General features: G+C 68.6%; 22 protein-coding genes. 8 read left to right on the top strand and 14 right to left on the bottom strand.

Features of this window, described 5'->3' with window-relative positions:
- Window positions 1–153: 153 nt before the first annotated feature.
- The gene (gene nhaA, locus GGD82_RS05860; RefSeq protein ID WP_150062333.1) at window positions 154–1,359 is read left to right on the top strand and encodes a Na+/H+ antiporter NhaA; all 1,206 of its coding nucleotides are present in this window, start codon (window positions 154–156) and stop codon (window positions 1,357–1,359) included.
- A gap of 18 nt (window positions 1,360–1,377) precedes the next feature.
- Here the strand turns inward: nhaA and GGD82_RS05855 are convergent, their stop codons facing one another.
- The 3 genes from GGD82_RS05855 to GGD82_RS05845 all read right to left on the bottom strand — a co-directional run bounded on the left by GGD82_RS05855 (window position 1,378) and on the right by GGD82_RS05845 (window position 6,274).
- The gene (locus GGD82_RS05855) at window positions 1,378–4,881 is read right to left on the bottom strand and encodes an indolepyruvate ferredoxin oxidoreductase family protein (protein ID WP_150062334.1); all 3,504 of its coding nucleotides are present in this window, start codon (window positions 4,879–4,881) and stop codon (window positions 1,378–1,380) included.
- A 404-nt stretch (window positions 4,882–5,285) separates the two neighbouring features.
- Window positions 5,286–5,486 carry a YgaP family membrane protein gene (locus GGD82_RS05850; protein ID WP_150062335.1) on the bottom strand — a complete coding sequence of 67 codons (201 nt, stop codon included), beginning with the start codon at window positions 5,484–5,486 and terminating at the stop codon, window positions 5,286–5,288.
- Window positions 5,487–5,569: 83 nt separating this feature from the next.
- A complete protein-coding gene (locus GGD82_RS05845) occupies window positions 5,570–6,274 on the bottom strand; it encodes a Crp/Fnr family transcriptional regulator (protein WP_150062336.1) in 705 nt (234 codons plus the stop codon).
- Window positions 6,275–6,429: 155 nt separating this feature from the next.
- On the opposite strand from GGD82_RS05845, the gene GGD82_RS05840 reads away from it, so the two are divergent.
- Together GGD82_RS05840 and GGD82_RS05835 are read left to right on the top strand one after the other, a co-directional pair.
- Window positions 6,430–6,930, top strand: coding sequence for a GNAT family N-acetyltransferase (locus GGD82_RS05840; protein WP_150062337.1), 501 nt, complete (start codon window positions 6,430–6,432; stop codon window positions 6,928–6,930).
- A 2-nt stretch (window positions 6,931–6,932) separates the two neighbouring features.
- Entirely contained in the window at window positions 6,933–7,076 is a 144-nt protein-coding gene (locus tag GGD82_RS05835) for a hypothetical protein (protein WP_170284275.1), read from the top strand.
- A gap of 38 nt (window positions 7,077–7,114) precedes the next feature.
- On the opposite strand, the gene GGD82_RS05830 is transcribed toward GGD82_RS05835, so the two are convergent.
- The 6 genes from GGD82_RS05830 to GGD82_RS05805 all read right to left on the bottom strand — a co-directional run bounded on the left by GGD82_RS05830 (window position 7,115) and on the right by GGD82_RS05805 (window position 13,615).
- The gene (locus tag GGD82_RS05830) at window positions 7,115–8,224 is read right to left on the bottom strand and encodes an ABC transporter ATP-binding protein (protein ID WP_150062338.1); all 1,110 of its coding nucleotides are present in this window, start codon (window positions 8,222–8,224) and stop codon (window positions 7,115–7,117) included.
- On the bottom strand, window positions 8,221–9,222 hold the full coding sequence (locus GGD82_RS05825) for an ABC transporter ATP-binding protein (protein WP_150062339.1): 1,002 nt from the start codon (window positions 9,220–9,222) through the stop codon (window positions 8,221–8,223). The genes GGD82_RS05830 and GGD82_RS05825 overlap by 4 nt, the downstream gene beginning before the upstream one ends.
- Before the next feature lie 13 nt (window positions 9,223–9,235).
- Entirely contained in the window at window positions 9,236–10,207 is a 972-nt protein-coding gene (locus GGD82_RS05820) for an ABC transporter permease (protein ID WP_150062340.1), read from the bottom strand.
- Window positions 10,204–11,193: an ABC transporter permease gene (locus GGD82_RS05815; RefSeq protein WP_150062341.1), complete on the bottom strand. Its 990-nt coding sequence runs from the start codon at window positions 11,191–11,193 to the stop codon at window positions 10,204–10,206. The genes GGD82_RS05820 and GGD82_RS05815 overlap by 4 nt, the downstream gene beginning before the upstream one ends.
- Before the next feature lie 244 nt (window positions 11,194–11,437).
- Window positions 11,438–12,538 carry a recombinase RecA gene (recA, locus tag GGD82_RS05810; RefSeq protein WP_150062342.1) on the bottom strand — a complete coding sequence of 367 codons (1,101 nt, stop codon included), beginning with the start codon at window positions 12,536–12,538 and terminating at the stop codon, window positions 11,438–11,440.
- A gap of 231 nt (window positions 12,539–12,769) precedes the next feature.
- Window positions 12,770–13,615 carry an AAA family ATPase gene (locus GGD82_RS05805; RefSeq protein WP_150062343.1) on the bottom strand — a complete coding sequence of 282 codons (846 nt, stop codon included), beginning with the start codon at window positions 13,613–13,615 and terminating at the stop codon, window positions 12,770–12,772.
- A gap of 417 nt (window positions 13,616–14,032) precedes the next feature.
- Here GGD82_RS05805 and GGD82_RS05800 point away from each other — a divergent pair, with 417 nt between their 5' ends.
- Window positions 14,033–14,848 carry a VPLPA-CTERM sorting domain-containing protein gene (locus GGD82_RS05800; protein ID WP_170284276.1) on the top strand — a complete coding sequence of 272 codons (816 nt, stop codon included), beginning with the start codon at window positions 14,033–14,035 and terminating at the stop codon, window positions 14,846–14,848.
- 23 nt (window positions 14,849–14,871) lie between these two features.
- On the opposite strand, the gene tgt is transcribed toward GGD82_RS05800, so the two are convergent.
- Both tgt and GGD82_RS05790 read right to left on the bottom strand, forming a co-directional pair.
- Window positions 14,872–16,044, bottom strand: a complete 1,173-nt coding sequence (tgt, locus tag GGD82_RS05795; RefSeq protein WP_246163869.1) for a tRNA guanosine(34) transglycosylase Tgt — start codon at window positions 16,042–16,044, stop codon at window positions 14,872–14,874.
- Window positions 16,045–16,108: 64 nt separating this feature from the next.
- Window positions 16,109–16,720, bottom strand: coding sequence for a CDP-alcohol phosphatidyltransferase family protein (locus GGD82_RS05790; protein ID WP_150062345.1), 612 nt, complete (start codon window positions 16,718–16,720; stop codon window positions 16,109–16,111).
- A gap of 125 nt (window positions 16,721–16,845) precedes the next feature.
- Between GGD82_RS05790 and GGD82_RS05785 the strand changes: the two genes are divergently transcribed.
- The 4 genes from GGD82_RS05785 to dxs all read left to right on the top strand — a co-directional run bounded on the left by GGD82_RS05785 (window position 16,846) and on the right by dxs (window position 21,096).
- On the top strand, window positions 16,846–17,574 hold the full coding sequence (locus tag GGD82_RS05785) for a DUF4336 domain-containing protein (RefSeq protein ID WP_150062346.1): 729 nt from the start codon (window positions 16,846–16,848) through the stop codon (window positions 17,572–17,574).
- 196 nt (window positions 17,575–17,770) lie between these two features.
- Window positions 17,771–18,064: an exodeoxyribonuclease VII small subunit gene (locus GGD82_RS05780; protein ID WP_150062347.1), complete on the top strand. Its 294-nt coding sequence runs from the start codon at window positions 17,771–17,773 to the stop codon at window positions 18,062–18,064.
- A gap of 64 nt (window positions 18,065–18,128) precedes the next feature.
- On the top strand, window positions 18,129–19,064 hold the full coding sequence (locus tag GGD82_RS05775) for a polyprenyl synthetase family protein (RefSeq protein ID WP_246163871.1): 936 nt from the start codon (window positions 18,129–18,131) through the stop codon (window positions 19,062–19,064).
- 94 nt (window positions 19,065–19,158) lie between these two features.
- On the top strand, window positions 19,159–21,096 hold the full coding sequence (gene dxs / locus GGD82_RS05770) for a 1-deoxy-D-xylulose-5-phosphate synthase (protein ID WP_150062348.1): 1,938 nt from the start codon (window positions 19,159–19,161) through the stop codon (window positions 21,094–21,096).
- Between the two features lie 71 nt (window positions 21,097–21,167).
- Here dxs and pip read toward each other — a convergent pair whose 3' ends face one another.
- From pip to GGD82_RS05755, 3 genes are all read right to left on the bottom strand, one after another.
- Window positions 21,168–22,136, bottom strand: coding sequence for a prolyl aminopeptidase (gene pip, locus GGD82_RS05765; protein WP_246163873.1), 969 nt, complete (start codon window positions 22,134–22,136; stop codon window positions 21,168–21,170).
- A gap of 154 nt (window positions 22,137–22,290) precedes the next feature.
- Entirely contained in the window at window positions 22,291–22,932 is a 642-nt protein-coding gene (locus GGD82_RS05760) for a nucleotidyltransferase family protein (protein WP_150062350.1), read from the bottom strand.
- Window positions 22,929–23,855, bottom strand: a complete 927-nt coding sequence (locus tag GGD82_RS05755) for an SDR family oxidoreductase (protein WP_150062351.1) — start codon at window positions 23,853–23,855, stop codon at window positions 22,929–22,931. The genes GGD82_RS05760 and GGD82_RS05755 overlap by 4 nt, the downstream gene beginning before the upstream one ends.
- Window positions 23,856–23,881 lie beyond the last annotated feature (26 nt).

The following is a 23,881-nucleotide window of genomic DNA, read 5'->3' as shown; positions in this document are numbered from 1 at the left end:
CGGTCCGCGTTCGGGCGCGGTTTGGCCTGCGACCCACAGTCGGGGTTCGTCGCATCGTCGGGCGGTTCGGGGTGTCTTGCCCCGCCGCCGCCTGTCCCGCACCATACCCACCGCATTTAACCCCATGATCTTGTTCTCGCCTGGAGCTTGCCTATGCCCCTGACCGCGATCCGAAACTTCCTGCGCATGGAGGCCTCGGGCGGCATCCTTCTGATGATCGCCGCCGCCCTGGCCCTGATCGTGGCCAATTCGCCCGTCGCGTCCTATTACACCGCGTTTTTCGAGACCCACCTCATCATCGGGTTCGGGGACTACTCCCTCGACAAGACGCTGATCCATTGGGTGAACGACGGCCTGATGGCCGTGTTCTTCCTGCTCGTGGGCCTGGAGATCAAACGCGAGGTGGTCCAGGGCGAGCTATCCTCGCCCTCCAAGGCCGCGCTGCCCCTGATCGCCGCCATCGGCGGCATGGTGATGCCGGCGCTGGTGTACTTGGTGTTCAATTTCACGGATCCGGTCACCAGCCGGGGCTGGGCGATTCCCGCCGCCACGGATATCGCGTTCGCGCTGGGCATCTTGATGCTGCTGGGCTCCCGCGCGCCGCTGTCGATGAAGATCTTTCTGACGGCCCTGGCGATCATCGACGACCTGGGCGCCATCATCATCATCGCGCTGTTCTACACCGAGGACCTGTCTCTGGTGGCGCTGTACGCCGGCCTGGGCTGCGTGGCGGTGCTGATCACGTTGAACGTGGCCGGGGTCCGCAAGGTCGCACCCTATGTGCTCGTCGGCATCATCCTGTGGGTCTGCGTGCTGAAAAGCGGGGTGCATGCCACGCTGGCGGGCGTCGCGCTGGCGCTGGCCATTCCGTTGGGCGAGCGCGGCAAGGACCACAAGGATCTCGCCGGGCATCTCGAGCATGAACTGCACCCCTGGGTGGCCTATGCCATCCTGCCGCTGTTCGCTTTCGCCAACGCCGGCGTGTCCCTGCAAGGGCTGACCCCGGCCGCGTTGCTGGCGCCGGTGCCGCTGGGTATCGCGCTCGGCCTGTTCGTGGGCAAGCAGATTGGGGTCATGGGCTTCCTATGGCTGGGCAAGGCGCTGCGGTTGTGCAAGCTGCCTGAGGATGTGACCTGGAGCCATATTTACGGCGTGGCGCTGCTGACCGGTATCGGCTTCACCATGAGCCTGTTCATCGGCACCCTGGCGTTCGAGCACACACCGGACTACGCCGACGACGTCCGGCTGGGTGTGCTGGGTGGCTCGATCCTGTCCGGGTTGGCCGGGTACGTCGTGCTGCGGTTCGTGGCGCCCAAGGCCCGCGACGTGGGCGCCACCCCGCTGACCGCCGAGTCCTAAGGCCCGGAGGCCGGGCGCCTACTCCGCCGCCAGACGGGGGGCGGGGGTGTCGAAGGAGGCGAGGAGGTCCGCCTCCTTCGCCTGGGCGGCCGCCACGTTGGCCTCCAGCACATGGCCGAAGCCGCGCATTTCCAGCGGCAGCGCGGCCAGGGCGACGGCGGTGGCGTGGTTGTCCGCCGTCAGGCCCTCCGCCAGCCGGTCCAGAAGGGTCCGGTAGTCGGCGAGCAGGCGGCGCTGCATCACCCGCTCCGCTGTGCGGCCGAACGGATCCAGCGGCGTGCCGCGCAACGCCTTCAACCGCGCCAGCACGCGGAAGGCCCCGAACACCCAAGGGCCGTACTCCCGCTTGATCAGATGGCCGGTGCGGGGGTCCCGCTTTGCGAACAGCGGCGGGGCGAGGTGGACGCGCGCGCGGGGCGTGCCGCCCTCGAACCGCTCGGCCAGCATCGCCTGGAACCGGCCATCGGTGTACAGGCGGGCCACCTCGTACTCGTCCTTGGGACTCATCAGCTTGAACAGCGCGCGGGCCACGGCATCCGTCAGCCGTGTCTCATCCGGCCCGACCACGCGGGATTCGGCCGCCCGGATGCGCGCCACGGCCTTGCGGTACCGCTTGGCGTGACCCCCGTTCTGGTAGGCACGCAGAGACGCCGCGCGGCGCTCGATGCGCTCGTCCAGGGTGTCCGACAGGCGGCGGTCACCGGTGGTTTCCGCCGTTGGGCCGACCAGGGCCAGCACCCGCTCCGGCTGCTCGGCCATGCGCCGACCCCACAGGAAGGCGTCCAGGTTCGCCCGCACCGCCGCGCCGTTCAGCGTCACCGCGCGTTCGATGGCGGCCCGTCCGATGGGGATCAGGCCCTTCTGCCACGCATAGCCCACCATGAACAGGTTGGCCGTGATGCTGTCGCCCAGTAAGGCGGTGGCGACGCGGGTCGCGTCCACATACAGCGTCTCCTTCGCCGCATCGACGATGGTGTCGCGGAGGCGCTGGTCCGGGTAGATCGTATCCGGGTGCTGGGTGAAGTCGGCGGTCATCACTTGATGCGCGTTCAGCACCGCGACGGTCAGGCGGCGGCGCATCTTCTCCAGCACATCCGCGCCCGCCGCCGTCACCATGTCGCAACCGAGCAGCAGGTTGGTGTTGCCGGCGGCGATGCGGACGGCGTGGATATCCTGATCGCGCCGCGCCAGCCGCACATGGCTGACCACGGCGCCGTTCTTCTGCGCCAGCCCGGTCTGGTCGAGCACGGAGACGCCCTTGCCTTCCAGATGCGCGGCCATGCCCAGGATGGCGCCGATGGTCACGACACCGGTACCGCCGATGCCGGTGATGAGGATGTCGTAGGGGGCCGCCTGCGTGATCTCCGTTTCCGGCTCCGGCAGGGCGGGGAATCCGTCGTCCGGACCGGCCGGGCCGGCCTTGGCGGTGCGTTTCTTCGGCGTGACGCCCGAAACGGTGACGAAGCTGGGGCAGAAGCCTTTGACGCAGGAGACGTCCTTGTTGCATGTCGACTGGTCGATGGCCCGCTTGCGGCCGAACTCGGTCTCCACCGGCACGATGGACACGCAGTTCGACTGCACACCGCAATCGCCGCAGCCCTCGCAGACGGCCTCGTTGATGACCACCCGCACGTCCGGATCGACCATCTGGCCGCGCTTGCGGCGGCGGCGCTTCTCGGCCGCACAGGTCTGGTCGTAGATCAGCACGGTGACGCCCGCGACCTCCCGAAGGTCCCGCTGCACGGCGTCCAGGTCGTCGCGGTGATGTACCGTGGTGCCCGGGGGCAGGTCGGCCCCGGTGTACTTTTCGGGATCATCGGAGACCAGGGCGATGCGCTTGGCCCCTTCGCCCTCCAACTGGTGGGCGATCTGCGGCACGGTCAGGGTGCCGTCCACCGGCTGACCGCCCGTCATGGCCACGGCGTCGTTGTACAGCAGCTTGTAGGTCACATTGGCCCCGGCCGCGACCGCCTGCCGGATCGCCAGCGACCCCGAATGGAAGTACGTGCCGTCGCCCAGGTTCACGAACATGTGCCGCGTTTCGGTGAACGGCGCCAGGCCGACCCAGTTCGCCCCTTCGCCGCCCATGTGGGTGAAGGTCTTGGTGTTCCGCTCCGGCATCCAGGTGACCATGTAGTGGCAGCCGATGCCGGCGAGGCCGGCGCTGCCCTCCGGTACCTTGGTCGAGGTGTTGTGCGGGCAGCCGGAGCAGTAGTACGGCAGCCGCTTGGTCGGCGCCGTCTTTTCGGAGAGTTCGGCCTCCTTGCGCTCCAGCCAGGCGAGGCGCTGCTCCATGGTGTCCAGCGTGACGAAGCGTCGGAGCTGCCCGGCGATGGCGCGGGCGACCATGGCCGGGGTCAGTTCCCCGGCAGAGGGCAGGATCCAACTGCCGGCTTCGTCGAACTTGCCGACGATGCGGGGGCGCACGTCCTCCCGCCAATTATAAAGCTGCTCCTTGAGCTGGTTTTCGATCAGGGCGCGCTTTTCCTCGACGACCAGGATTTCCTCCAGCCCTTCGGCGAAGCGGCGGATGCCGTCGCGCTCCAACGGCCAGGGCATGCCCACCTTGTACAGCCGGATGCCCATGTCGCGGGCGACGCGCTCCGTGATGCCCAGGTCGGCCAGCGCCTGCCGCACGTCCTTGTACGCCTTGCCGGAGGCGACGATGCCCAGGCGCGGCTCCGGGCTGTCGAAGATCACCCGGTCGATGCGGTTGGCGCGGGCGAAGGCGAGGGCCGCGTAAATCTTGGTCCGCATCAGGCGGTATTCCTGCGCCAGCGGGGTGTCCGGCCAACGGATATGGACCCCGTCGGGCGGGACCTCGAAGTCGGTCGGGGTGACGATCTCCAGCGCCAGCGGGTCGATGTCCACCGCGCCGCCGCTGTCGCAGGTCTCGCTGATCGCCTTCATGGCCACCCAGACGCCGGCGTAGCGGCTCATGGCGATCCCGAGCAGGCCGTACTCCACCACCTCGTCGACGCCCGCCGGGTTGAGCACCGGGATCTGCGCGCCCGACAGGGCGTGTTCGGACTGGTGGGCGATGGTGGAGGACTTGGCGGCGTGGTCGTCGCCCGCGATCAGCAGCACGCCGCCGTGGGGTGCGGTGCCGGCCATGTTGCCGTGCTTGAACACGTCGCCGCTGCGGTCCACGCCCGGGCCCTTGCCGTACCAGACGCCGAACACGCCATCGACCTGCGCGCCGGGGAACAAATGGACCTGCTGTGTGCCCCAGACGGCGGTGGCGGCCAGATCCTCGTTCACGCCGGGCTGGAAGTGGATGTTCTCCGCCTCCAGGTACGGTTTCGCCTTCCACAGTTCCTTGTCGTAGGCGCCGAGGGGGGAGCCGCGATAGCCGCTGACGAACCCGCCCGTATTGAGGCCGGCCGCTTTGTCGCGCTGGCGCTGGGCCAGCAGCAGGCGGGTCAGGGCCTGGATGCCGGTCAGGAACACCCGGCCGTTCGGCTGGCTGTACTTGTCGTCCAGCGTGACCTGATCCATCGGGAGGGGAGACAGCGCGGTCATGGCGGGAACCTCCTGCGGCGAGGGGGACACGTCATCATGTGGGCCGGGTCGGGCCGTCGCGCCAATACCCAACACTCGCAGTCAGTTTAGCGCACCCCGCCCCACCGCGCAAACGGGACAGGATGTCTGACGTTTCTGGTGGGGGTTGGGGGCGTAACGGCCTGTTCCGACGTTGGCGGCCCTGGCCTCATCCCGAGGCGCCCGCAGGGCGCGAGGGATCTCGGGCGGTTGTGTGAGACGGAGGGATGCGCGCAGCCGGTCCAGATCCCTTCGCTCATTTCGCTCGGTCGGGATGAAATCCTCGTCGGTGTCACGCCGGGCGGCGCTGGCGTAACGCCCCCGCACAGGCACCCTCGACCCCGGCGGACCGGGGCCAAGGGCGGTCGGCTCAGCGGTCGGTGACCTCAGCTGTACTTGATCGTGTCGAAGCCCATGAACTTATACATCGGGCATTTGCCCATCAGGCCGGTTGCCAGCGGGACGACACCCACCCAGCCCACAATCATCGACGGACCACCGAACACGGCGCCCGCGATCAAGACCATGCCAATGACGATGCGGGCGATGCTGTCGTAAAAGCCCACGTTCCTCTCGAAGTCGAACATCGTCGGTCTCCTTCATCGGACCAGCGACTCGGGCACAAGCACCCGGTGCCGATCCCGGGACGAATGCAGTACCTTGGCCGGCTTCACCCCCGTCGACGCAGACCATCCAACGCGGCCCGGTCCTCGACCATGACGTGACCGCGGGCGGCGGTGACCCATCCCCGGCGTTCGAAGTCCTTGATCTGACGGCTGATGACCTCGCGGGCGGAGCCCAGCTCGATCGCCAAATCCTGGTGGGTCGCGACCACGATTCCCGACGCATCCGCGCGGGTCAAGAGGAGTTGCGCCAGACGCATATCGATACGGCCGAACGCAACCTCGTCGATCAGCATCAACAGGTCGCCGATCCGGGTGGCGTAGGCGGAAAAGACGAAGCGCCGGAACACAGCCGAGGTTGCCAGAAGCGCCTGGAACGGGCCCACCGACAGCACGGCGGCGGCGACGTCGGTTTCGGTCACACCCTCGGCGCCGTAGGGCAGGGCGGCCAACAGGGCGTTGGTGGTCAGCACACAGGTCTGCCCAGGCTCGACCCGGTACAGCACGATCTGGCGCCCGGTTTCGGAGACCTTCTGCACGCGCACCCGGCCCTCCAGCACCAGGGTGAAGGACTCGCAGGCGTCGCCGTCGCGGAACAGCACGCTGCCGGCCGAGATGGTGGCCGGGCGCACATTCTGCTCCAGCAGGCGGCGCGCCTCGGGCTCTAGCGTGCCGAGCGGGCCGAACCCATCCAGCAGGCGGGCGATGAATGCCGGCCGCGATACGGCAGACGGAGACGTTGACGTGGACATGACGCGGAGTGTGCCCCTCGCGGCCCCGGTTGCCAAGGGGCGGCCAGTGCGCCGACGGGGCCTCAAGAGGGGGCCGGGCCCGCGCCGTCAAGAGGCTGGCGCAGGGGCGCCCGCCCGCGTATGCTCCCGGCGCATATCAAATTGGTGACCGTATAATGCCTCTGCCTCCGCGCCCCCTGGCCCCCGACGACTTTTCCGCCGCGCTGGCCCTGAACAACGCCGCGCTGCCCAACGTCAACGAACTGGACACGGCCGCTCTGACCGATCTGGTCGCCATGTCCGCCCTGGCGGCCGGGGCGCACGGCGACGATGGTACGCTGCTTGGGTTCGTGCTCGCCCTGCCGCCCGGCCGGGATTATGACAGTCGGAATTATCGCTGGGTGTCCAACCACCGCGCTCAATTTCTCTATGTGGATCGGGTGGTTGTGACGCCGCGCGCACGGGGCCGCGGCGTCGGACGCGCGCTGTACCGGGCGGTCATCGACACCGCCCATGCCGAGGGCTACGGCTTCGTGCTGGCCGAGGTGAACGAGCGGCCGCCGAACCCGGGATCGATGGCCTTCCACACGGCGATCGGGTTCCGCGTGGTCGGGCATGCGGACTATGGTCCGGACGACAAGGCCGTGGCGTTCGTGGAATACACCCGCGACACCTGACGATGTGCTATCGGTCGGACACCGAGGGCGCGGGGGCCCTCGGCGCCCTCGTGACCGAGATTTTTGGTGCGGCCGGTGTCGCGGTGGTATTCCGCCCGGCCGACACGGTCGAGGCCGCCCTGGCGTGGCTGGCCACGCAGCCGTGAAAACCCGTGGCTGGCCACGCAGCCGTGACCGCCCAGGATCAGCCGGTGCGGTCCGCGTTTGACCCCGACACCAACATCGAGCCCGGCGCCCACGCGGGCAGGCGCCGCTCCTCCACCGCGTGACACGCGACGGCGCCCCCATCGTTCGCCTGGCCCTCGCCGTGCGGCCGCAGGGCCGGGCGTTCGGTCCGACAGCGGTCGTTCGCCAGAGGGCAGCGCGTGTGGAACGCGCAGCCGGGCGGCGGGTCGAGCGGGCTCGGCACCTCGCCGGCCATGGGCTTGCGGTCCCGGTCCGGGGCGCGCAGGTCGGGCACCGTCTCGATCAGAAGCCGGGTATAGGGGTGGCGCGGGGCGGCGAACAGGCGGTCGGCCGGGGCCACCTCGCACAGCCGCCCGAGGTACATCACCCCGATGGTGTCGGCGATGAAGCGCACCACGGCCAGATCGTGGGTGATGACCAGGTAGGTCAGGCCCAACTCCCGTTGCAGATCGCGCAGCAGGTTGAGGATCTGCGCCTGCACCGAGACGTCGAGCGCGCTGGTCGGTTCGTCGCACACCAGGAAATGCGGCTTGGACGCCAGCGCCCGGGCGATCGACAGCCGCTGGCGTTGGCCGCCCGAGAACTCGTGCGGGAAGCGCTCGGCATCGGCGGCGCGCAGGCCGACGTGCTCCAGCAGCATGCCCACCCGCCGCCGGATGGCCGTTGTGTCATCCATCAGGCCATGCGCCCGGATCGGCTCGGCGATGATGCGCCCGACCCGCCAGCGTGGGTTGAGGCTGGCGAACGGATCCTGAAAGATCATCTGCATGCGGCGGCGGAACGGCGCCAGCGCCCGGCGGTCGGACAGACGACCGATCTCCGTGCCCTCGAACTCCAAATCCCCCGCTGTGGGCGTGTACAGCGTGACCAGCATGCGGGCGACCGTGGACTTGCCGCAGCCGGACTCGCCCACCAGCGCCGTGGTGCGGCCGCGCGCGATGTCTAGGTCGAGGCCGTCTACGGCCTTGAGCACGCGGCGGCGTTTGCCCTCCAGCAGGCGGGACAGCAGCGGCGGCGACAGGTCGAAATGCTTGCTCAGGCCGCGCAACCGCACCAAGGGCGCTGGATCGTCGGTGTTGGGGGCCGGCGGTACTGTGGGCGCGGTCATGAGGGCGCGCTCACGGCGGCGGTCCGGTCCGCGTTCGGCGCCCACAGCCAGCAGGCCGCCGCCGACGGCGGGTTCTCAAACAGGGGGGGGCGTTCGGCCACGCAGCGATCATGCGCGCGCGGACAGCGGGGGTGGAAGGCGCAGCCGGTGGGGATCGCCCGCAGCGACGGCATGCTGCCCTCGATCTGCGCCAGCCGGGCGGGGCGCGCGTGCAAAGTCGGGATGCAGGCCATCAGGCCCTCGGTGTAGGGATGGCGGGGGCGGTTGACCACATCGTCGACCGGCCCAACCTCGGCCACCCGGCCGCTGTAGAGCACCGCGACGCGGTCGGCGGTTTCCGCGATCACGCCCATGTCGTGGGTGATGAGCATCACGGCGGTGTCGTGCTCGCGGCACAGGCGCTTCAGCAGGGCCGTGATCTGCGCTTGGATCGAGACGTCCAGCGCCGTGGTCGGCTCGTCGGCCAGGATCAGGCGTGGGCCGGCGCAGAGGGCCAGGGCGATGACGACGCGCTGGCGCATGCCGCCCGAGAACTGGTGCGGGTAGGCGTCCAGGCGGTCCTTCGCCCCCGGGATGCCGACCTCCTGCAACAGCTCCAGTGCGCGGGCCCGGGCGGCGCGCTCGCTCATGGGGATGTGGGTCCGGATCGTCTCCGCAAGCTGGCGGCCGACGGTGTACAACGGGTTCAGGCTGGTCAGCGGGTCCTGGAACACGGCGCCGATCTCGCGGCCGCGCACTTTGCGCCATTGGTCCGCGGTCAGGCCGTCGATGCGTCGGCCGTCCAGCCGGATCTCCCCCCCGGCGACACGGCCCGGCGGCTCCAGCAGGCCGATGATGGCGGCGCCGGTCTGGGACTTGCCGGCGCCGGACTCGCCGACCACGCCCAGGATCTCCCCCGGGTGGATATCGAACGACACGCCGTCCACGGCGGTCAGCACGCCCCGGCGGGTGGGGAACTCGACCCGCAGGTCGCGCACGGAAAGCAGGGGTTCGGTCATCGCGTCGTTCCCCTCACCGCAGCTTCGGGTTCAGGGCGTCGCGCAGCCAGTCGCCCAACAGGTTGACCGACAACACCAGCAGCACCAGGGCGATCCCGGGGAAGACGGTGATCCACCATTCCCCCGAGAATAGGAAGTCATTGCCAATCCGGATCAACGTGCCCAGCGAGGGCTCGGTCGGGGGCAGGCCCACGCCCAGGAACGACAGCGTGGCCTCGGTGATGACGGCGATGGCGAGGTGAATGGTGGCGATCACCAGCACGGGTCCCAGCACGTTCGGCAATACGTGCCGGACCGCGATCAGCACCGGGTGCACCCCCATGATGTGTGCGGCCATGACGTATTCGCGGTTCTTCTCCACCATGGTGGAGCCGCGCACCGTGCGGGCGTACTGCACCCACCCCGACACACCGATGGCGAAGATGATGACCCAGATGGCGGTGTCGTGGTGGACCTCGCGGGGCAATATCCCCCGCGCCACGCCGTCGACCAGCAGGGCGATCAGGATCGCCGGAAACGAAAGCTGCACATCGGCCACTCGCATGATGAGGGCGTCGACCCAGCCCCCGGCGTAGCCCGCCAGAAGCCCCAGGCCGACACCCAGCACCATGGCGAACACGACCGACGCCGCGCCCACGAACAGCGAGATCCGCATGCCGTACAGGATGGCGGACAGCATGTCGCGGCCCTGGTCGTCGGTGCCCAGCAGGAACTCGGACACGCCGTCCGGTGTCCAGGCGGGGGGGGTGAACGCGGCCATCAGGTCCAGGGTTTCCAGCGCGAACGGGTTGGTCGGAGAGATCAGCGGCGCGGCGAGCGCCGTCCCCACCAGGACCAGCGCGACCACGGCGGCGACGATCGTGACGGGCGAGTGGCGGAACGAGTACAGAATGTCGGAGTCCCAGGCGCGCCAGAGGGCGCCGCGCAGGCGGCTGACGCGGTGCAGACCCGGGTCTTCATCCAGGCGGGCGGCGGGTTCGGTCATGATCCGTGCCCCCCTGCTGCGCCGCCGACGCGCAGGCGCGGATCGACGACGACATAGAGGATATCCACGACCAGATTGATGACCACGAACACGAAGGCGACCAGCACCAGATACGCCGCCATCACCGGGATATCAACAAACTCGATCGCCTGTATGAATAGAAGCCCCATGCCGGGCCACTGGAACACGGTTTCGGTAATAATGGCGAAGGCGATCACGCTGCCGAGCTGAAGCCCGGTGATGGTGATGACCGGGACCAGGGTGTTCTTCAGGGCGTGGCCGAAGTTGATGGCGCGCGCGGACAGTCCGCGCGCCCGGGCGAACTTGATGTAGTCCGTGCGTAGGACCTCCAGCATCTCCGCCCGCACGAGGCGCATGATGAGGGTCATCTGGAACAGGCCCAGGGTGATCGACGGCAGGATCAGGGCGCGCAGGCCATCCCAGGTCAGGAAGCCGGTGGTCCACCAGCCGATCTGCACGGTCTCGCCGCGTCCGAACGAGGAGAGCCAACCGAGCCAGACCGAAAAGACTAGGATCAGCAGGATGCCGATCAGGAAGGTCGGCAGCGAGACCCCGATCAGGGAGATGGTGAGGAAGGCCTTTGACAGCCAGCCGCGCCGGTTCAGCGCGGTGTAGATGCCCATGGGCAGCCCGACGGCCAGCGCGAACAGCCCGGCCGCGAAGGAGAGTTCCAGCGTGGCCGGCGCCCGCTCCACCAGAAGGTCCTCGACCGGGCGGCCGTGGCGGTAGGAGATGCCGAAGTCCGCCTGGGCGGCGTTGACCACAAAGCGGGCGAACTGCACCGGGAAGGGATCGTTCAGCCCCAGGTCCTCGCGGAGCTGCGCCCGGTCGGCCAGACTGGTGTCATGCCCGACCAGATTGTTGATCGGATCGCCGACGTAGTGGAACAGCGCGAAGCCCACCAGGGCCACGGCCAGCATGACGAGGACGGACTGGATCAGGCGGCGGACGATGAACGCGATCATGGGGGATCCGGCGCGAGTGGAGAAGCGGCCGGCGGGGACCTAACACCCGCCGCCGCACGTGCTTCGTCATAGCACGGCTTTGGGGGGCTGTGTCATCCCGTCCTGTGGCGGCACGGGGCGGGTTTGCGCCCACCGATCCACCCTAGGGGATCGAGGTTCCGGTGGCGCCATCATCCCGGTTCCGCCGCCCCCGGCCAGCGGTGCGCCGTAGCTTTTCGCCGGAGCTGCGGCGGTCGGTGTCGCATCAGTCGTCCGTGTTGGCGGCCGACGGGGCGCTGTCGTTCTCCTCCAGGCCGCCGGGGCCGGAAATCATGGCCTCGACGATCAGGCCCTCGTTGGCGCGCACGGCGTTCTCGATTTCCTCCGCGATCGCCGGGTGATCGCGGAGGAACTGCTTGGCGTTCTCGCGGCCCTGGCCGATGCGCTGGGAGTTGTAGGAGAACCACGCGCCCGACTTCTCGACGATGTTGGCGCGGACGCCGAGATCGATGATCTCGCCCATCTTGGAGACGCCCTCGCCGTACATGATGTCGAATTCGACCGTCTTGAACGGAGGCGCGACCTTGTTCTTGACCACCTTGACGCGGGTCTGGTTGCCGACCGTCTCGTCCTTGTTCTTGATCGCGCCGATGCGGCGGATCTCCAGACGGACCGAGGCGTAGAACTTCAGCGCGTTGCCGCCGGTGGTCGTCTCTGGGTTGCCGAACATCACACCGATCTTCATGCGGATCTGGTTGATGAAGATGATGAGCGTGTTCGACCGCGCCACGGACGCCGTGAGTTTGCGCAGCGCTTGGCTCATCAGGCGGGCCTGCAGGCCAACGTGGGCGTCGCCCATCTCGCCTTCCAGCTCGGCCCGGGGCACCAGGGCGGCCACGGAGTCGACCACCAGCACGTCGATGGCGCCGGAGCGCACCAGCGTGTCGGCGATCTCCAGCGCCTGCTCGCCGGCGTCCGGCTGCGCCATCAGCAGGGTGTCCAGATCGACCCCGACCTTGCGGGCGTAGCTGGGATCGAACGCATGCTCGGCGTCGATGAACCCGCAGGTGCCGCCGCGCTTCTGCGCCTCCGCGATCACATGCATGGCCAGCGTGGTCTTGCCCGAGCTTTCGGGCCCGTAGATTTCCACGATGCGGCCGCGCGGCAGACCACCGATGCCCAGGGCGATGTCGAGCCCGAGCGAGCCGGTCGACACCGATTCGATCTCGACCGCGCGTTCGCGCTGGCCGAGCCGCATGATGGAGCCCTTGCCAAAGGACCGTTCGATCTGGCTGACGGCGGCGTCGAGCGCCTTCTGCTTATCCATGGTATCCCGATCCACGAGGCGGAGCGCGCTTTGCGACATGATGAGGTCCCCTTATTCCACACGGGTCCGGCCGGGTGCAAGGCTGGCCGGAGTGCCGCCAGAGCCGGCCGCGGCGCCGAACGCGGCCTGTTGCTCCCCGTCCGCGTCCCATCGGCGTACCGTACATGGTTTGTTCCGTCGCGCAAGCGAAAAGAACAGGACGGGAACGCACGAGAGCTCCGGTACGGAAAAAAAGGGGGGTAAGGGGAAGAACAGGGGCGGGGGGCGCCGTCAGCGCCGCTCCCGCTTGGACAGGAAGGCGAGGCGTTGGAGCAGGTGCACGTCCTGTTCATTCTTCAACAGGGCGCCGTGCAGCGGCGGCAGCACCGTCTTGACGTCGCCGGACCGTAGCGCCTCGGCCGGAATATCGTCGGCCATCAGCAGCTTGATCCAGTCCAGCAGTTCACTGGTCGACGGTTTCTTCTTCAGGCCGGGCACCTCGCGGACATCGTAGAACATCGCCAGCGCGTCGCGGACGAGGCTCGCCTTGATGTCCGGGAAATGGACATCAATGATCGCCTGCATCGTCTCCGGCTCCGGAAACGCGATGTAATGGAAGAAGCACCGGCGCAGAAACGCGTCCGGCAGTTCTTTCTCGTTGTTCGACGTGATGATGACGACCGGGCGCGTGGCGGCGCGCACCGTCTCGCCGGTCTCATGCACATGGAACTCCATGCGGTCGAGTTCCAACAACAGGTCGTTCGGGAACTCGATATCCGCCTTGTCGATCTCGTCGATCAGCAGGACGGCGCCGCCCTCGGTGGTGAAGGCGTCCCACATCCGGCCGCGCTTGATGTAGTTCGCGATGTCATGCACCCGGTCATCGCCCAATTGCGAGTCGCGCAGCCGGGACACCGCGTCATATTCGTACAGGCCATGCTGGGCCTTGGTCGTGGACTTGATGTGCCAGGCGATCAGGGGCAGGCCGAGCGCCTCCGCGACCTCCTGGGCCAACACAGTCTTGCCGGTACCGGGCTCGCCCTTGACCAGCAGCGGGCGTTGCAGGGTCACGGCGGCGTTGACGGCGACCGCTAGATCCTCCGTGGCGACATAGGTCGAGGTGCCGGTGAATTTCATGGGGCGGGCGTGCTCCGTGCGGGACCGTATCGGGTCTCCCGAAGGTAGCGAGGACCGGGCCTGGGTTCAACGGGGGGCGCCGCGATGCTGCGCCATCTGCTTGCGTTCGCCCTCGCGCGGGCCCGGGGCTACCGCCGTGTCAGCCTGGAGACCGGATCCTCGCCCGCCTTCCCGCCGGCCGTCGCATTTTACACTCGGTTCGGATTTCGCACGGGCGCGGCGTGGCCGCGTTCGATCAGCGACCCCGACCCGCTGCGGTGGGGCGTGCCACGTCACGCGTGAAAAGTTAATCTATTACGGTTTGACACCGAATCGCGCGGGCCGTACGGTGGCATCCAATAAGCGTATACGGTCAACATATTCAACCTTGTTTGGCGAATGGCGGTGCCGTTTTCGCCCTACGAGAAGGGGGAGGCCATGCGTACAGCCGTTTTGGTGGCTTCGGCCATGTTGAGCATTGGCGCGCCGGGTGTGAGTTCGGCGGCCGTCGTGGATTTTTCGTCGGGGACCGTTGAGTTCGATCCCCCGAATCCTGCGTATGCGTATGCCTTCACCTATACCGAGAATGGCATGGTGTTCAGTGGGCGCCCCGATGCGTCCTGGGACTTTTCCGTCGATGGGACTCTAATGATCTCGCCGGGGATGACCGGGTACTGGACGGGGGCGTACGGGCCTGTGTCGATGACCCGCCAGGGCGGAGGCGTCTTTGCGCTGTCCAGCCTGGGATTTGGCTCCACGCTCATGGATTATATGTTCGCCGAGTGCTGGGTCTATGGCGGCCAATCAACCTGCGACGGGCTGTTCGCGTTGGAGGAGGAGGGGAAGGCCGAGCTTGTCGATAGTTATGTTTATGACGGTGAAGGGGACTATACCTATAGGCTTCTCCATCCGACGCGTGATTTTCGCGTTACGGGATACTTGGGCGATACGGAACTGTATTCCGCCGACCTATCCACATTCGACAGCAGCGTATATTCCGCCGCTGAACTCGGGGCGACCGGACTGATCGACCGACTCGTGTTCCGGGCCGTGGGGCCGTACTTCGATGATGCGGGCGATGTCGATGTTGAATGGTGGGGTTGGATGTTTAACGACACGCATCAGGTGCAGATCGACTACGTTGATGTGTACATCACGCCCCTGCCCGCAGCGGTATGGTTCCTGCTGACGGCCATCGCCGGCCTGACCGGGGTCACCCGCCTCGGACGCGGGCGGGCGGTGGCTTCAGTCTGACGCGGAAGCCCTTCGCCGTTCGGTCATGCCAGCGGCGGGATGTCGCCCAGGGCGTAGCCCGCCAGGGTGTCGGCGGCGAAGGCCTCAAAACGGCCGTCGGCGATGGCGGCGCGTAAGCCCGCCATCAGGTCCTGATAGTGCTGGATGTTGTGCGCCGTCAGCAGCATCGGCCCAAGGATTTCGTTCGCCCGGATCAGGTGGTGCAGATAGGCCCGCGAATACTGGCGGCAGCACGGACAGCCGCAGGCGTCGTCCAGCGGGCGGAGATCCTCGGCGTGGCGGGCGTTGCGCAGGTTGACGGTGCCGCGCCACGTGAAGCCCTGCGCCGTGCGGCCGGACCGCGTGGGCATGACGCAGTCGAACATGTCCACGCCGCGCCGCACGGACTCGATGATATCGATCGGCCGGCCCACGCCCATCAGGTAGCGCGGCCGGTTCTCCGGCAGCATGGGCGTGGTGAGGTCCAGCATACGCAGCATCTCCTCGTGCGGCTCGCCCACCGCCAGCCCGCCGATGGCGTAGCCCTCGAACCCGATGTCGACCAGGGCCTCCGCCGACTCTTGCCGCAAATCCTCGTAGACCCCGCCCTGCACGATGCCGAACAGCGCGTAGCCCGGCCGATCCTCGAACGCCGCGCGCGATCGCGCCGCCCAGCGCATCGACAGCCGCATGGATTGGGCGGCCTCGTCATGGGTGGCGGGATAGGGGGTGCACTCGTCGAACGCCATGGTGATGGTCGAGCCCAGAAGGTTCTGGATCGCCATGGAGCGTTCCGGGGTCAACTGGTGGCGCGAGCCGTCGATGTGCGACTGGAAGGTCACGCCCTCCTCGGTCATCGTGCGCAGCTTGGCGAGGCTCATGACCTGGAAGCCGCCGGAGTCGGTCAGGATCGGCCCGGGCCAGTTCATGAACCGGCGCAGGCCGCCCAGGCGGGCGACGCGCTCCGCGCCAGGGCGCAGCATCAGGTGATACGTGTTGCCCAGCACGATTTGGGCGCCGGTGGCGGCGACGTCTTCCGGTCGCATGGCCTTGACGGTGCCGGCGGTTCCCACCGGCATGAAGGCGGGCGTGTCGAAGGCGCCGTGCGCGGTCTCCACCCGGCCAAGGCGGGCTTGGCCGTCCTGAGCATGGCGGGTGTAGCGGAACACGGGTGCGGAGTCGGGCGTGGTGTCGGACGTAGAGTTTGGGGTCATCATGGGCGGGGTGTAGACCGCCCGCCCGGTCCGCTCAAGCAAAAGCCATCGGTCGCCACGGCGGCGTCTACGTACCGCCGAATGTGCGTGTCGTGAGCCACACGCGCCCGGCCGTGGACACCGCACACAGCGCTGCCATGATCCCGGCCAACAGCGGGAATCCGGTCGGCCACAGGCAGAAGGCGATGAGGAACGCCACCGTCTCGCCCCCCTCCATCAGGCCGCTCATATAATAGAAGCTCTTTCGGCCCTGGGCCTCGGTGGTGCGGCCGTGCCGCTCCGCCACGATGGCGTGGGCGAGGAAGGTGGTGCCGGTGCCGACGAAGCTGGCGATCAGCACCGCCGCCGGCAGGCCGTTGGCGGCGGGATCGGCCAGGGCGAAGCCGACGGGCACCAGGGCGTAGAACAGGAAGTCGCAGACGATATCGAGGAAGCCGCCAAGGTCGGTGGACCGGGTGGCGCGCGCGACGGCGCCGTCGAGCCCGTCCAGCAGGCGGTTGGCGAGGACCAGCGCCAACGCGAGGCCCCATTGGTGCCAGGCCAGCGCCGGCACCGTCAGGGCGCCAAGCGCAAAAGCCGCCAGGGTCAGGCCGTTTGCCGTGATTCCCCGGGCTGCCAGCGCCCGGCCCAGCCGGGTCAGCGGAGGGTCGATCAGCGGGCGCAGGCGGGAGTCGAACATCGTCGCATCTCCACGATTCAAACACAGTGGTGTGGCTGTCTCCAGGCCGAATCATGCGACCGTGGGGCGCGCGCCGGACGGCCCCATCCCGCGATCACACCCCAAAGCGCAACGGAGAGGCAACCATGACCCTGCAGCCCATCGACCGGGACATCTGGCTGGTCGAGGGACCCGTCGTCTCGTTCTACGGCCTTCCTTACACCACGCGGGCCGTGATCGTCCGGTTGCCCGACGGCGGTCTATGGGTCTGGTCGCCGGTGGACCTGACCCAGGACCTCCGGCTTGCTGTCGGGGCCTTGGGCACCGTGACTCATCTGGTCAGCCCGAACCGGCTCCATCACCTCTGGCTGGCGGACTGGGCGCGGGTCTGGCCCGATGCCACGCTGTGGGGGCCGGCGTCGACTCAGCGCAAGCGCGCGGATCTGACCTTCGCGCCGGCTCTGGAGGATACCGCGCCGACGGCCTGGGCCGGGGTCATCGACCAGGTGTGGTTGCGGGCGTCGGTCTTGATGGACGAGGTGGTGTTCTTTCATCGTCCGTCCGGCACGGCGATCCTGGGCGACTATTCGGAGAATTTTCCGGAGTCGACGCTCCACGCCCACTGGCCGGCCTGGGCTCGACCGATTGCGCGCCTGTTGCGGATTACGGAGCCGTACGGGTATGCGCCCGCCGAACTGCGCTGGACGACGTTCCGCCGGAGCCGGGCCCGGGCCAGCGTGCGCCGCATGCTGGCCTGGAACCCGGAGCGCGTGGTCATGGCGCACGGCACATGGCAGTCCTGCGACGGACGGCGGTACCTGGAATCGGCCTTTGCGTGGGTGCTCGGCTCCGGTGGTGATGCCCGAGGGGATTGAGGCCGGCGACCACGGCGCGCGCATAGGTGCGGCGGGTCCACGCTGTTGCGATTCGGTGACGCGCCTGTATGATCGGCGCTCGCGATGGTTCCCGCCGCCGCAGTTTGCTGATAGACCGGTTTGTTATAGGCGCTGGTGGCAAACCCGGCGCCCGTTCCGTTCGTCCGAGCCCCGACCAACCGGATACCCTGCGTCCATGGCGTCCAAGACTGCTTCGCCCGTTCCCGAGTCCGACACGGCCGCGTCCGCGCCGCCGCCCGATATCGCGGCGCTGTCCTTCGAGGAGGCCCTGAAGGCCCTGGAGGAGATCGTGCGCCATCTGGAAACCGGGCGCGTGGATTTGGACGCGGCCGTGACCGCCTATGAGCGGGGGGTCTGGTTGCGCAAGCATTGCGAGGCGCGCCTGGCCGAGGCGCGCAGCCGCGTCGAACGCATCGGCGCCGGTCCGGATGGCGCCCCCTCCACCGCGCCCCTGGACGTGGACCCCTAGAGCGGGATCCTTTCGTTTTTCGTAGATCGCCCTTCACCGACCGACAGACCCCGAGGACCTTTCGATGCCCGACTCCGGGACCGCCAGCGAGACCCGTCCGGCTCTCGACCTGTCCGCCGCCATGGCAGAGACCGCCACCGCCGTCACTGAGCGCCTGTCCGAACTGCTGCCGGCACCCGACACCGCCGAAAGCCGTGTGATCGAGGCGATGCGCTATTCCGCGCTGGCCGGCGGCAAGCGGCTGCGGCCGTTCCTGCTGGTGCATTCGGCGGCGCTGTTCCACGTTTCCCCCAGCGCCGCGCTGACCGTGGCGGCGGCGCTGGAGATGATCCACACCTACTCGCTGGTGCATGACGACCTGCCCGCGATGGACGACGACGACTTGCGGCGCGGCCGACCCACCTGCCACCGGCAGTTCGACGAGGCCACCGCCGTGCTGGCCGGCGACGGCCTGCTGACTCGCGCGTTCGAGGTGCTGGCCGATCCGGTGGCGCACGCCGATCCGGCCGTGCGCTGCGAACTGGTGCGGGAACTGGCCGAGGCGGCGGGCGCGCGTGGCATGGTCGGTGGCCAGATGGTGGACTTGATGGTGGAACGCGGCATCGGCGATCTGTCGATGGACGTGGCGGCGATCACCCGCATGCATCAGCTCAAGACCGGCCGGCTGATCCTGTTCGCCTGCCTGGCCGGACCGATCATGGGCAAGGCGTCGGCGAAGATGAGGGCCTGCCTGCACGCCTATGGTCGCGACCTGGGACTCGCGTTTCAGATCGCCGACGATGTGCTGGACGAAACCGGCAGCGCGCAGGACCTGGGCAAGACCCCGGGCAAGGATGCCGCGTCGGGCAAGACGACCTTCGTGACCCTGCTGGGGCTGGACGGCGCCCGCGACCGTGCGCGCATGCTGTCTGATCAGGCCGTCAATCACCTGGATGTGTTCGGCCCGGAGGCCGATATGCTGCGCGCCGTGGCGCGCTACGTGGTCGAACGAGATCGTTGACGCCGCGTGGGTCGTGTCGGCGCCGGCCGGTCGTGTGGCCCGGCGGCGGACGGCCCCGTATTGGCGTGGCGTCATAGGAAGAAGGATCGCAGCGTTGCCCGGACGCCCAGAGACCCCGGTGCTGGACACCGTCACCTACCCCGAGGACATCCGCCATCTGTCGCTGGATGACCTGAACCGCCTCGCCGAAGATGTGCGCAGGGAGATGATTGACGCCGTCTCCGGCACGGGCGGCCACCTGGGCGCCGGCCTGGGCGTCGTCGAACTGACGGTGGCGCTCCATCACGTGTTCGACACCCCGCGCGACCGGCTGGTCTGGGACGTGGGCCACCAGTGCTACCCGCACAAGATCCTGACCGGGCGGCGCGATCGCATCCGCACGCTGCGCCAGCCGGGCGGCCTGTCCGGCTTCACCCGCCGGGCGGAGAGCGAATACGACCCGTTCGGCGCGGGCCATAGCTCCACGTCGATTTCGGCGGGCCTGGGCATGGCCGTCGCGCGCGATCTGGCCGGGGCCGATAACTGCGTCGTGGCGGTGATCGGTGACGGCTCCATGAGCGCCGGCATGGCCTACGAGGCGATGAACAACGCGGGGGACACCAACTCCCGCCTGATCGTCATCCTCAACGACAACGATATGTCGATCGCCCCGCCCGTGGGCGCGATGAGCGGCTATCTGTCGCGGCTGCTGTCGTCCAAGCCGTGGCTGTCCGTGCGCAACATGGCGAAGGATCTGGTCTCGCATCTGCCGGGGCCGATGAACCGGGCCGCCGCGCAGCTTGACGAGTTCGCCCGCGGTCTCGTCACCGGCGGCACGATGTTCGAGGAGCTGGGATTCTACTACGTCGGCCCTCTTGACGGGCACCGCCTGGACCACCTCGTGCCGGTGTTGCGCAATGTGCGCGAGACGAAGCAGGACGGCCCGGTCCTGATTCACATCGTGACCAAGAAGGGCCACGGCTACGAGCCGGCGGAGACGGCGCCCGACAAGTATCACGGCGTCGGCCGCTTCAACGTCGTAACCGGTGCGCTCGACAAGCCGCCGGCGCAGGCGCCGAACTACACCGGCGTCTTCGCCAAGGGCCTGATCGCCGAGGCGGAGCACGACGACCGGATCGTCGGCATCACCGCTGCCATGCCCGGTGGCACCGGCATCGACAAGTTCGGCGTGCAGTTCCCGGAGCGGACCTTTGACGTCGGCATCGCGGAGCAGCACGCCGTGACCTTCGCCGCCGGTATGGCCTGCGAGGGCTACAAGCCGTTCGTGGCGATCTATTCCACGTTCATGCAGCGCGCCTACGACCAGATCGTGCACGACGTCGCTTTGCAGGGCTTGCCGGTGCGGTTGTGCCTGGACCGGGCCGGCTATGTCGGTGCCGACGGCGGCACGCATCACGGCGCATTCGACCTCGCCTATCTGCTGTGCCTGCCGGGCATCGTCGTCATGGCCCCCTCGGACGAGGGCGAGATGATGCACATGGTCGCAACCATGGCGGGGTACAATGATGGGCCTTCGGTGCTGCGCTATCCGCGCGGTGAGGGCGAGGGCGTGGACCTGCCGGAGCGCGGCACGCCGATCCCCATCGGCAAGGGCCGGATCGTGCGGAAAGGCAAAGGCATTGCCTTGCTGTCCATCGGCACGCGCCTGTTCCCCTGCCTGCGGGCGGCCGAGGATCTGACCCAGCGTGGCCTGAACGTGACGGTCGCCGATGCGCGCTTCGCCAAGCCGCTGGACATGGATCTGCTGCGCACCCTGGCCACGGAGCACGAGGCGCTTGTGGTGGTGGAGGAGGGCGCGCGCGGCGGCTTCGGCGCGCATGTCCTCCAGACGCTGGCCATCGAGGGCCTGCTGGACCACGGCCTGAAGGTGCGGACCCTGTGCATGCCGGATCGCTTCGTCGAACAGGGCAAGCCGGAACAGCAGGCGATCGACGCCGGATTCGACGCGGACGGCATCGCGGCCACGGTGTTGGGGCTGCTGGATGCAACGGCCGCCGGTTCGACCGGAGAGGAAGCGCCGGTCCGCGCGTAATCGCCCCTCTCAAACTTAGGGTGACGTCCCCCACCCTCTCGGATGGATGGGGGACCGGCGCCGGGTGGCTGTCAGCGGCGGGGTGACGGGAGGTCGTTCAACGCCCGCACGATGGCGCGGCGGATGCCGGGTTCCATTGCGGCATGGCCGGCGTCGGGCACCATCTCAAGGCGGCTGTTGGGCCAGACCGCGTGAAGGTCCTGGGCCGACACCGGCGGACAGACCATGTCGTAGCGGCCCTGGATGAGCACCGCCGGAAGGTGCGCGATCCGGCCGATGTCACGCAGCAACTGGGCTTCCTCCAGAAAGCCGCCGTGCATCATGTAGTGGGCCTCCATCCGCGCCAGCGGCAGGCAGGCGTCCACCGGGCTGTCGCTCACGCGCGGCACCAGCCGGGAGCACGACTCCTCGTAGCGGCTCCAGGCGACGGCGGCCGGGCCGTACACCGCCGGATCCGGATCGCACAAACGCCGGTAATAACTCTCCAGCGGGGTGGCCCGTTCGCTCTCTGGCAGGAACCCGAGGAAGGCGTCCCGGGCCTCGGGATAGAACGTGCCCATGCCGTCCAGGAACCACGCCACCTCGCGCGCGCGGAACAGGAAGATGCCCCGCAGCACGAACCCCAGGCAGCGCTCGGGATGGGCCTGGCCGTAGGCCAGCGCAAGCGTGCTGCCCCAGGAACCGCCCATGACGTGCCAGCGGTCAATGCTCAGGTGCTCGCGCAGCCGCTCGGTGTCCGCCACAAGATCCCAGGTGGTGTTGGCCGTCAGGCTGGCCCGGGGTGTGGACCGGCCGCAGCCGCGCTGGTCGAACAGGACGGCGCGATGGCGCGTCGGGTCGAAGAAGCGCCGGTAGGTCGGCGCGATGCCGGCTCCGGGACCACCGTGCAGGAACACGACGGGCACCCCGTTCCGCGCGCCGCATTGTTCCCAATACATCGCGTGCCCGTCACCGATATCAAGAACACCCGTTTCAAACGGCGTGACGGGGGGATGCAGATCGGAGAGGTCCGCGTGGCTGGTGGCGGCGTGTGCGCTCACAATAGTCCTCGCGTGGGCGGGAGGAGGCGGGACCGAACGGTCCGGGGGGCCGGGCCGCCCGTGGGGGCGAGCCTTCATGATTACGATGAGGCGGCGCCCGAGACCACCGTTTTCCGACTGTCCCGCTCCGGTTCTGTCCGGGCGCGGTCGGGCTTTACGCCCCCGCGATGCCGTTGCGCACGGCCTCCAGGTCGGCGGGACGGTCGATGTCCCGAATCACCGCCGGGTCGTCCACGATCAGGGCGCGCACCCGTGCGGTCTGCGCCTGGATGAGGTCCCGGCCCCCGCGATCCCCGGTCAGCGCTGCGAGCGCCGGCCGATGGTCCGCGCCCCAGAGCACCGGGTGGCCCGGCTGTCCGTCCAGGAACGGCCGGCAGATGGTGTGCGCCGGATCCGAGTCCCCGCTGAAGGCCGCGATCAGCGTGTCCACCGTTTCGGGGCAGAGCCCCGGCATGTCGCCGAGCGCGACCAGGATGGCGTCGAGATCCGGCGGCAGGGCGGTCACGCCCACCGCCAGCGAGGCGCCCATGCCGTCGTTGGGGCAGGGGTTGTGTGCGGATGTGAAGCCCAGCCCGGCCAGCGCCGCCGTCACGGCCTCCGGATCGCGGCCGGTGACGACGATGCGCGGCGCGGTGTGTGGCAAGGCGACGCACAGCGGCAATGCGGCCCGTCGCACCACGGGCATACCGCCCAGGTCCAGCAAAAGTTTGTTCGGTCCAGCCATGCGCCGGCCCATGCCGGCGGCCAGCAACACGAGTCCGATGCGCGGCTCTCGTTGCTCCACGGCGTCGCTCATCGACCTGTTGCCGAGCGGGCCGCCGCCTGCGCCACGCCGGGCGAGTCCGCCAGGATGGCGCGGAGCCCCTCACGATAGGTCGGATACCGCAGCGTGACGCCGAGACGGTCCTTGATGCGGCTGTTCCCAACCCGGCGCGTATCGGCATAAAAGCTGCGCGCCATCGGCGACAGATCGGCGTCCTCCAACGCGACCTCGGGCGGCGTGGTTACGCCCAAAAGCGCGCAAGCCTCGGCGATCACATCCTGTGGCGGCGCCGGCTCGTCGTCGGCGCCGTTGAACACCCAGCCCGGCGACGGGGTGGCCATGGCCGCGCGCAGCATCCGCCCGATGTCGTCGACGTGAATACGGCAGACCACATGACCCGGCTTGATGACCCGGTGGGCGCGGCCAGCGCGGACCGTGTCCAGGGCGCTGCGTCCCGGACCATAGATGCCAGCCAGACGGAACACCTCGACCGGGCGGCCGTGCCGGCGATGCAGGTCGAGCCAGGCCGACTCGGCCTCTCGGCGCCGGATCGAGCGCGGTTGGGTCGGCTCGGTCGGGCTGGTCTCGTCCACCCAGGCGCCCCCGGTGTCGCCATAGACTCCGGTCGTGGAGAGATACCCGATCCAGCGTGGGGTCTCCGCTTGGGCCAGAGCGTCGCTCATCGTATCCAGCACGGGATCCCCGGCCTCGTCCGGCGGGACGGACACAAGAATATGACCGAACCGGTTCAGGGTCTCGACCGATAGTGGGGTCGCGCGGTCGAACAGCAGGGCCTCGAACCCCTCGGCGGTCAGGGCGGCCGTTCCGGTCGACGGGCGCGCGGTGCCGGCCACGTGCCAGCCCTCGGCCTGCAGCCGGTGGCCGAGACGCCGCGCGGTGTAGCCCATTCCCAGGCACAAAAGGGTGGGGGGGGAGGACGCGGAGTGGGGAAGCATGGGGCTCTATCCGCCAGTGTGAAAGG

This window comes from Roseospira marina (assembly GCF_014197855.1).
Taxonomy (GTDB): domain Bacteria; phylum Pseudomonadota; class Alphaproteobacteria; order Rhodospirillales; family Rhodospirillaceae; genus Rhodospira; species Rhodospira marina.
Note: the sequence above shows the minus strand (reverse complement) of the source record. Positions and strands in the feature narration are given on the sequence as shown.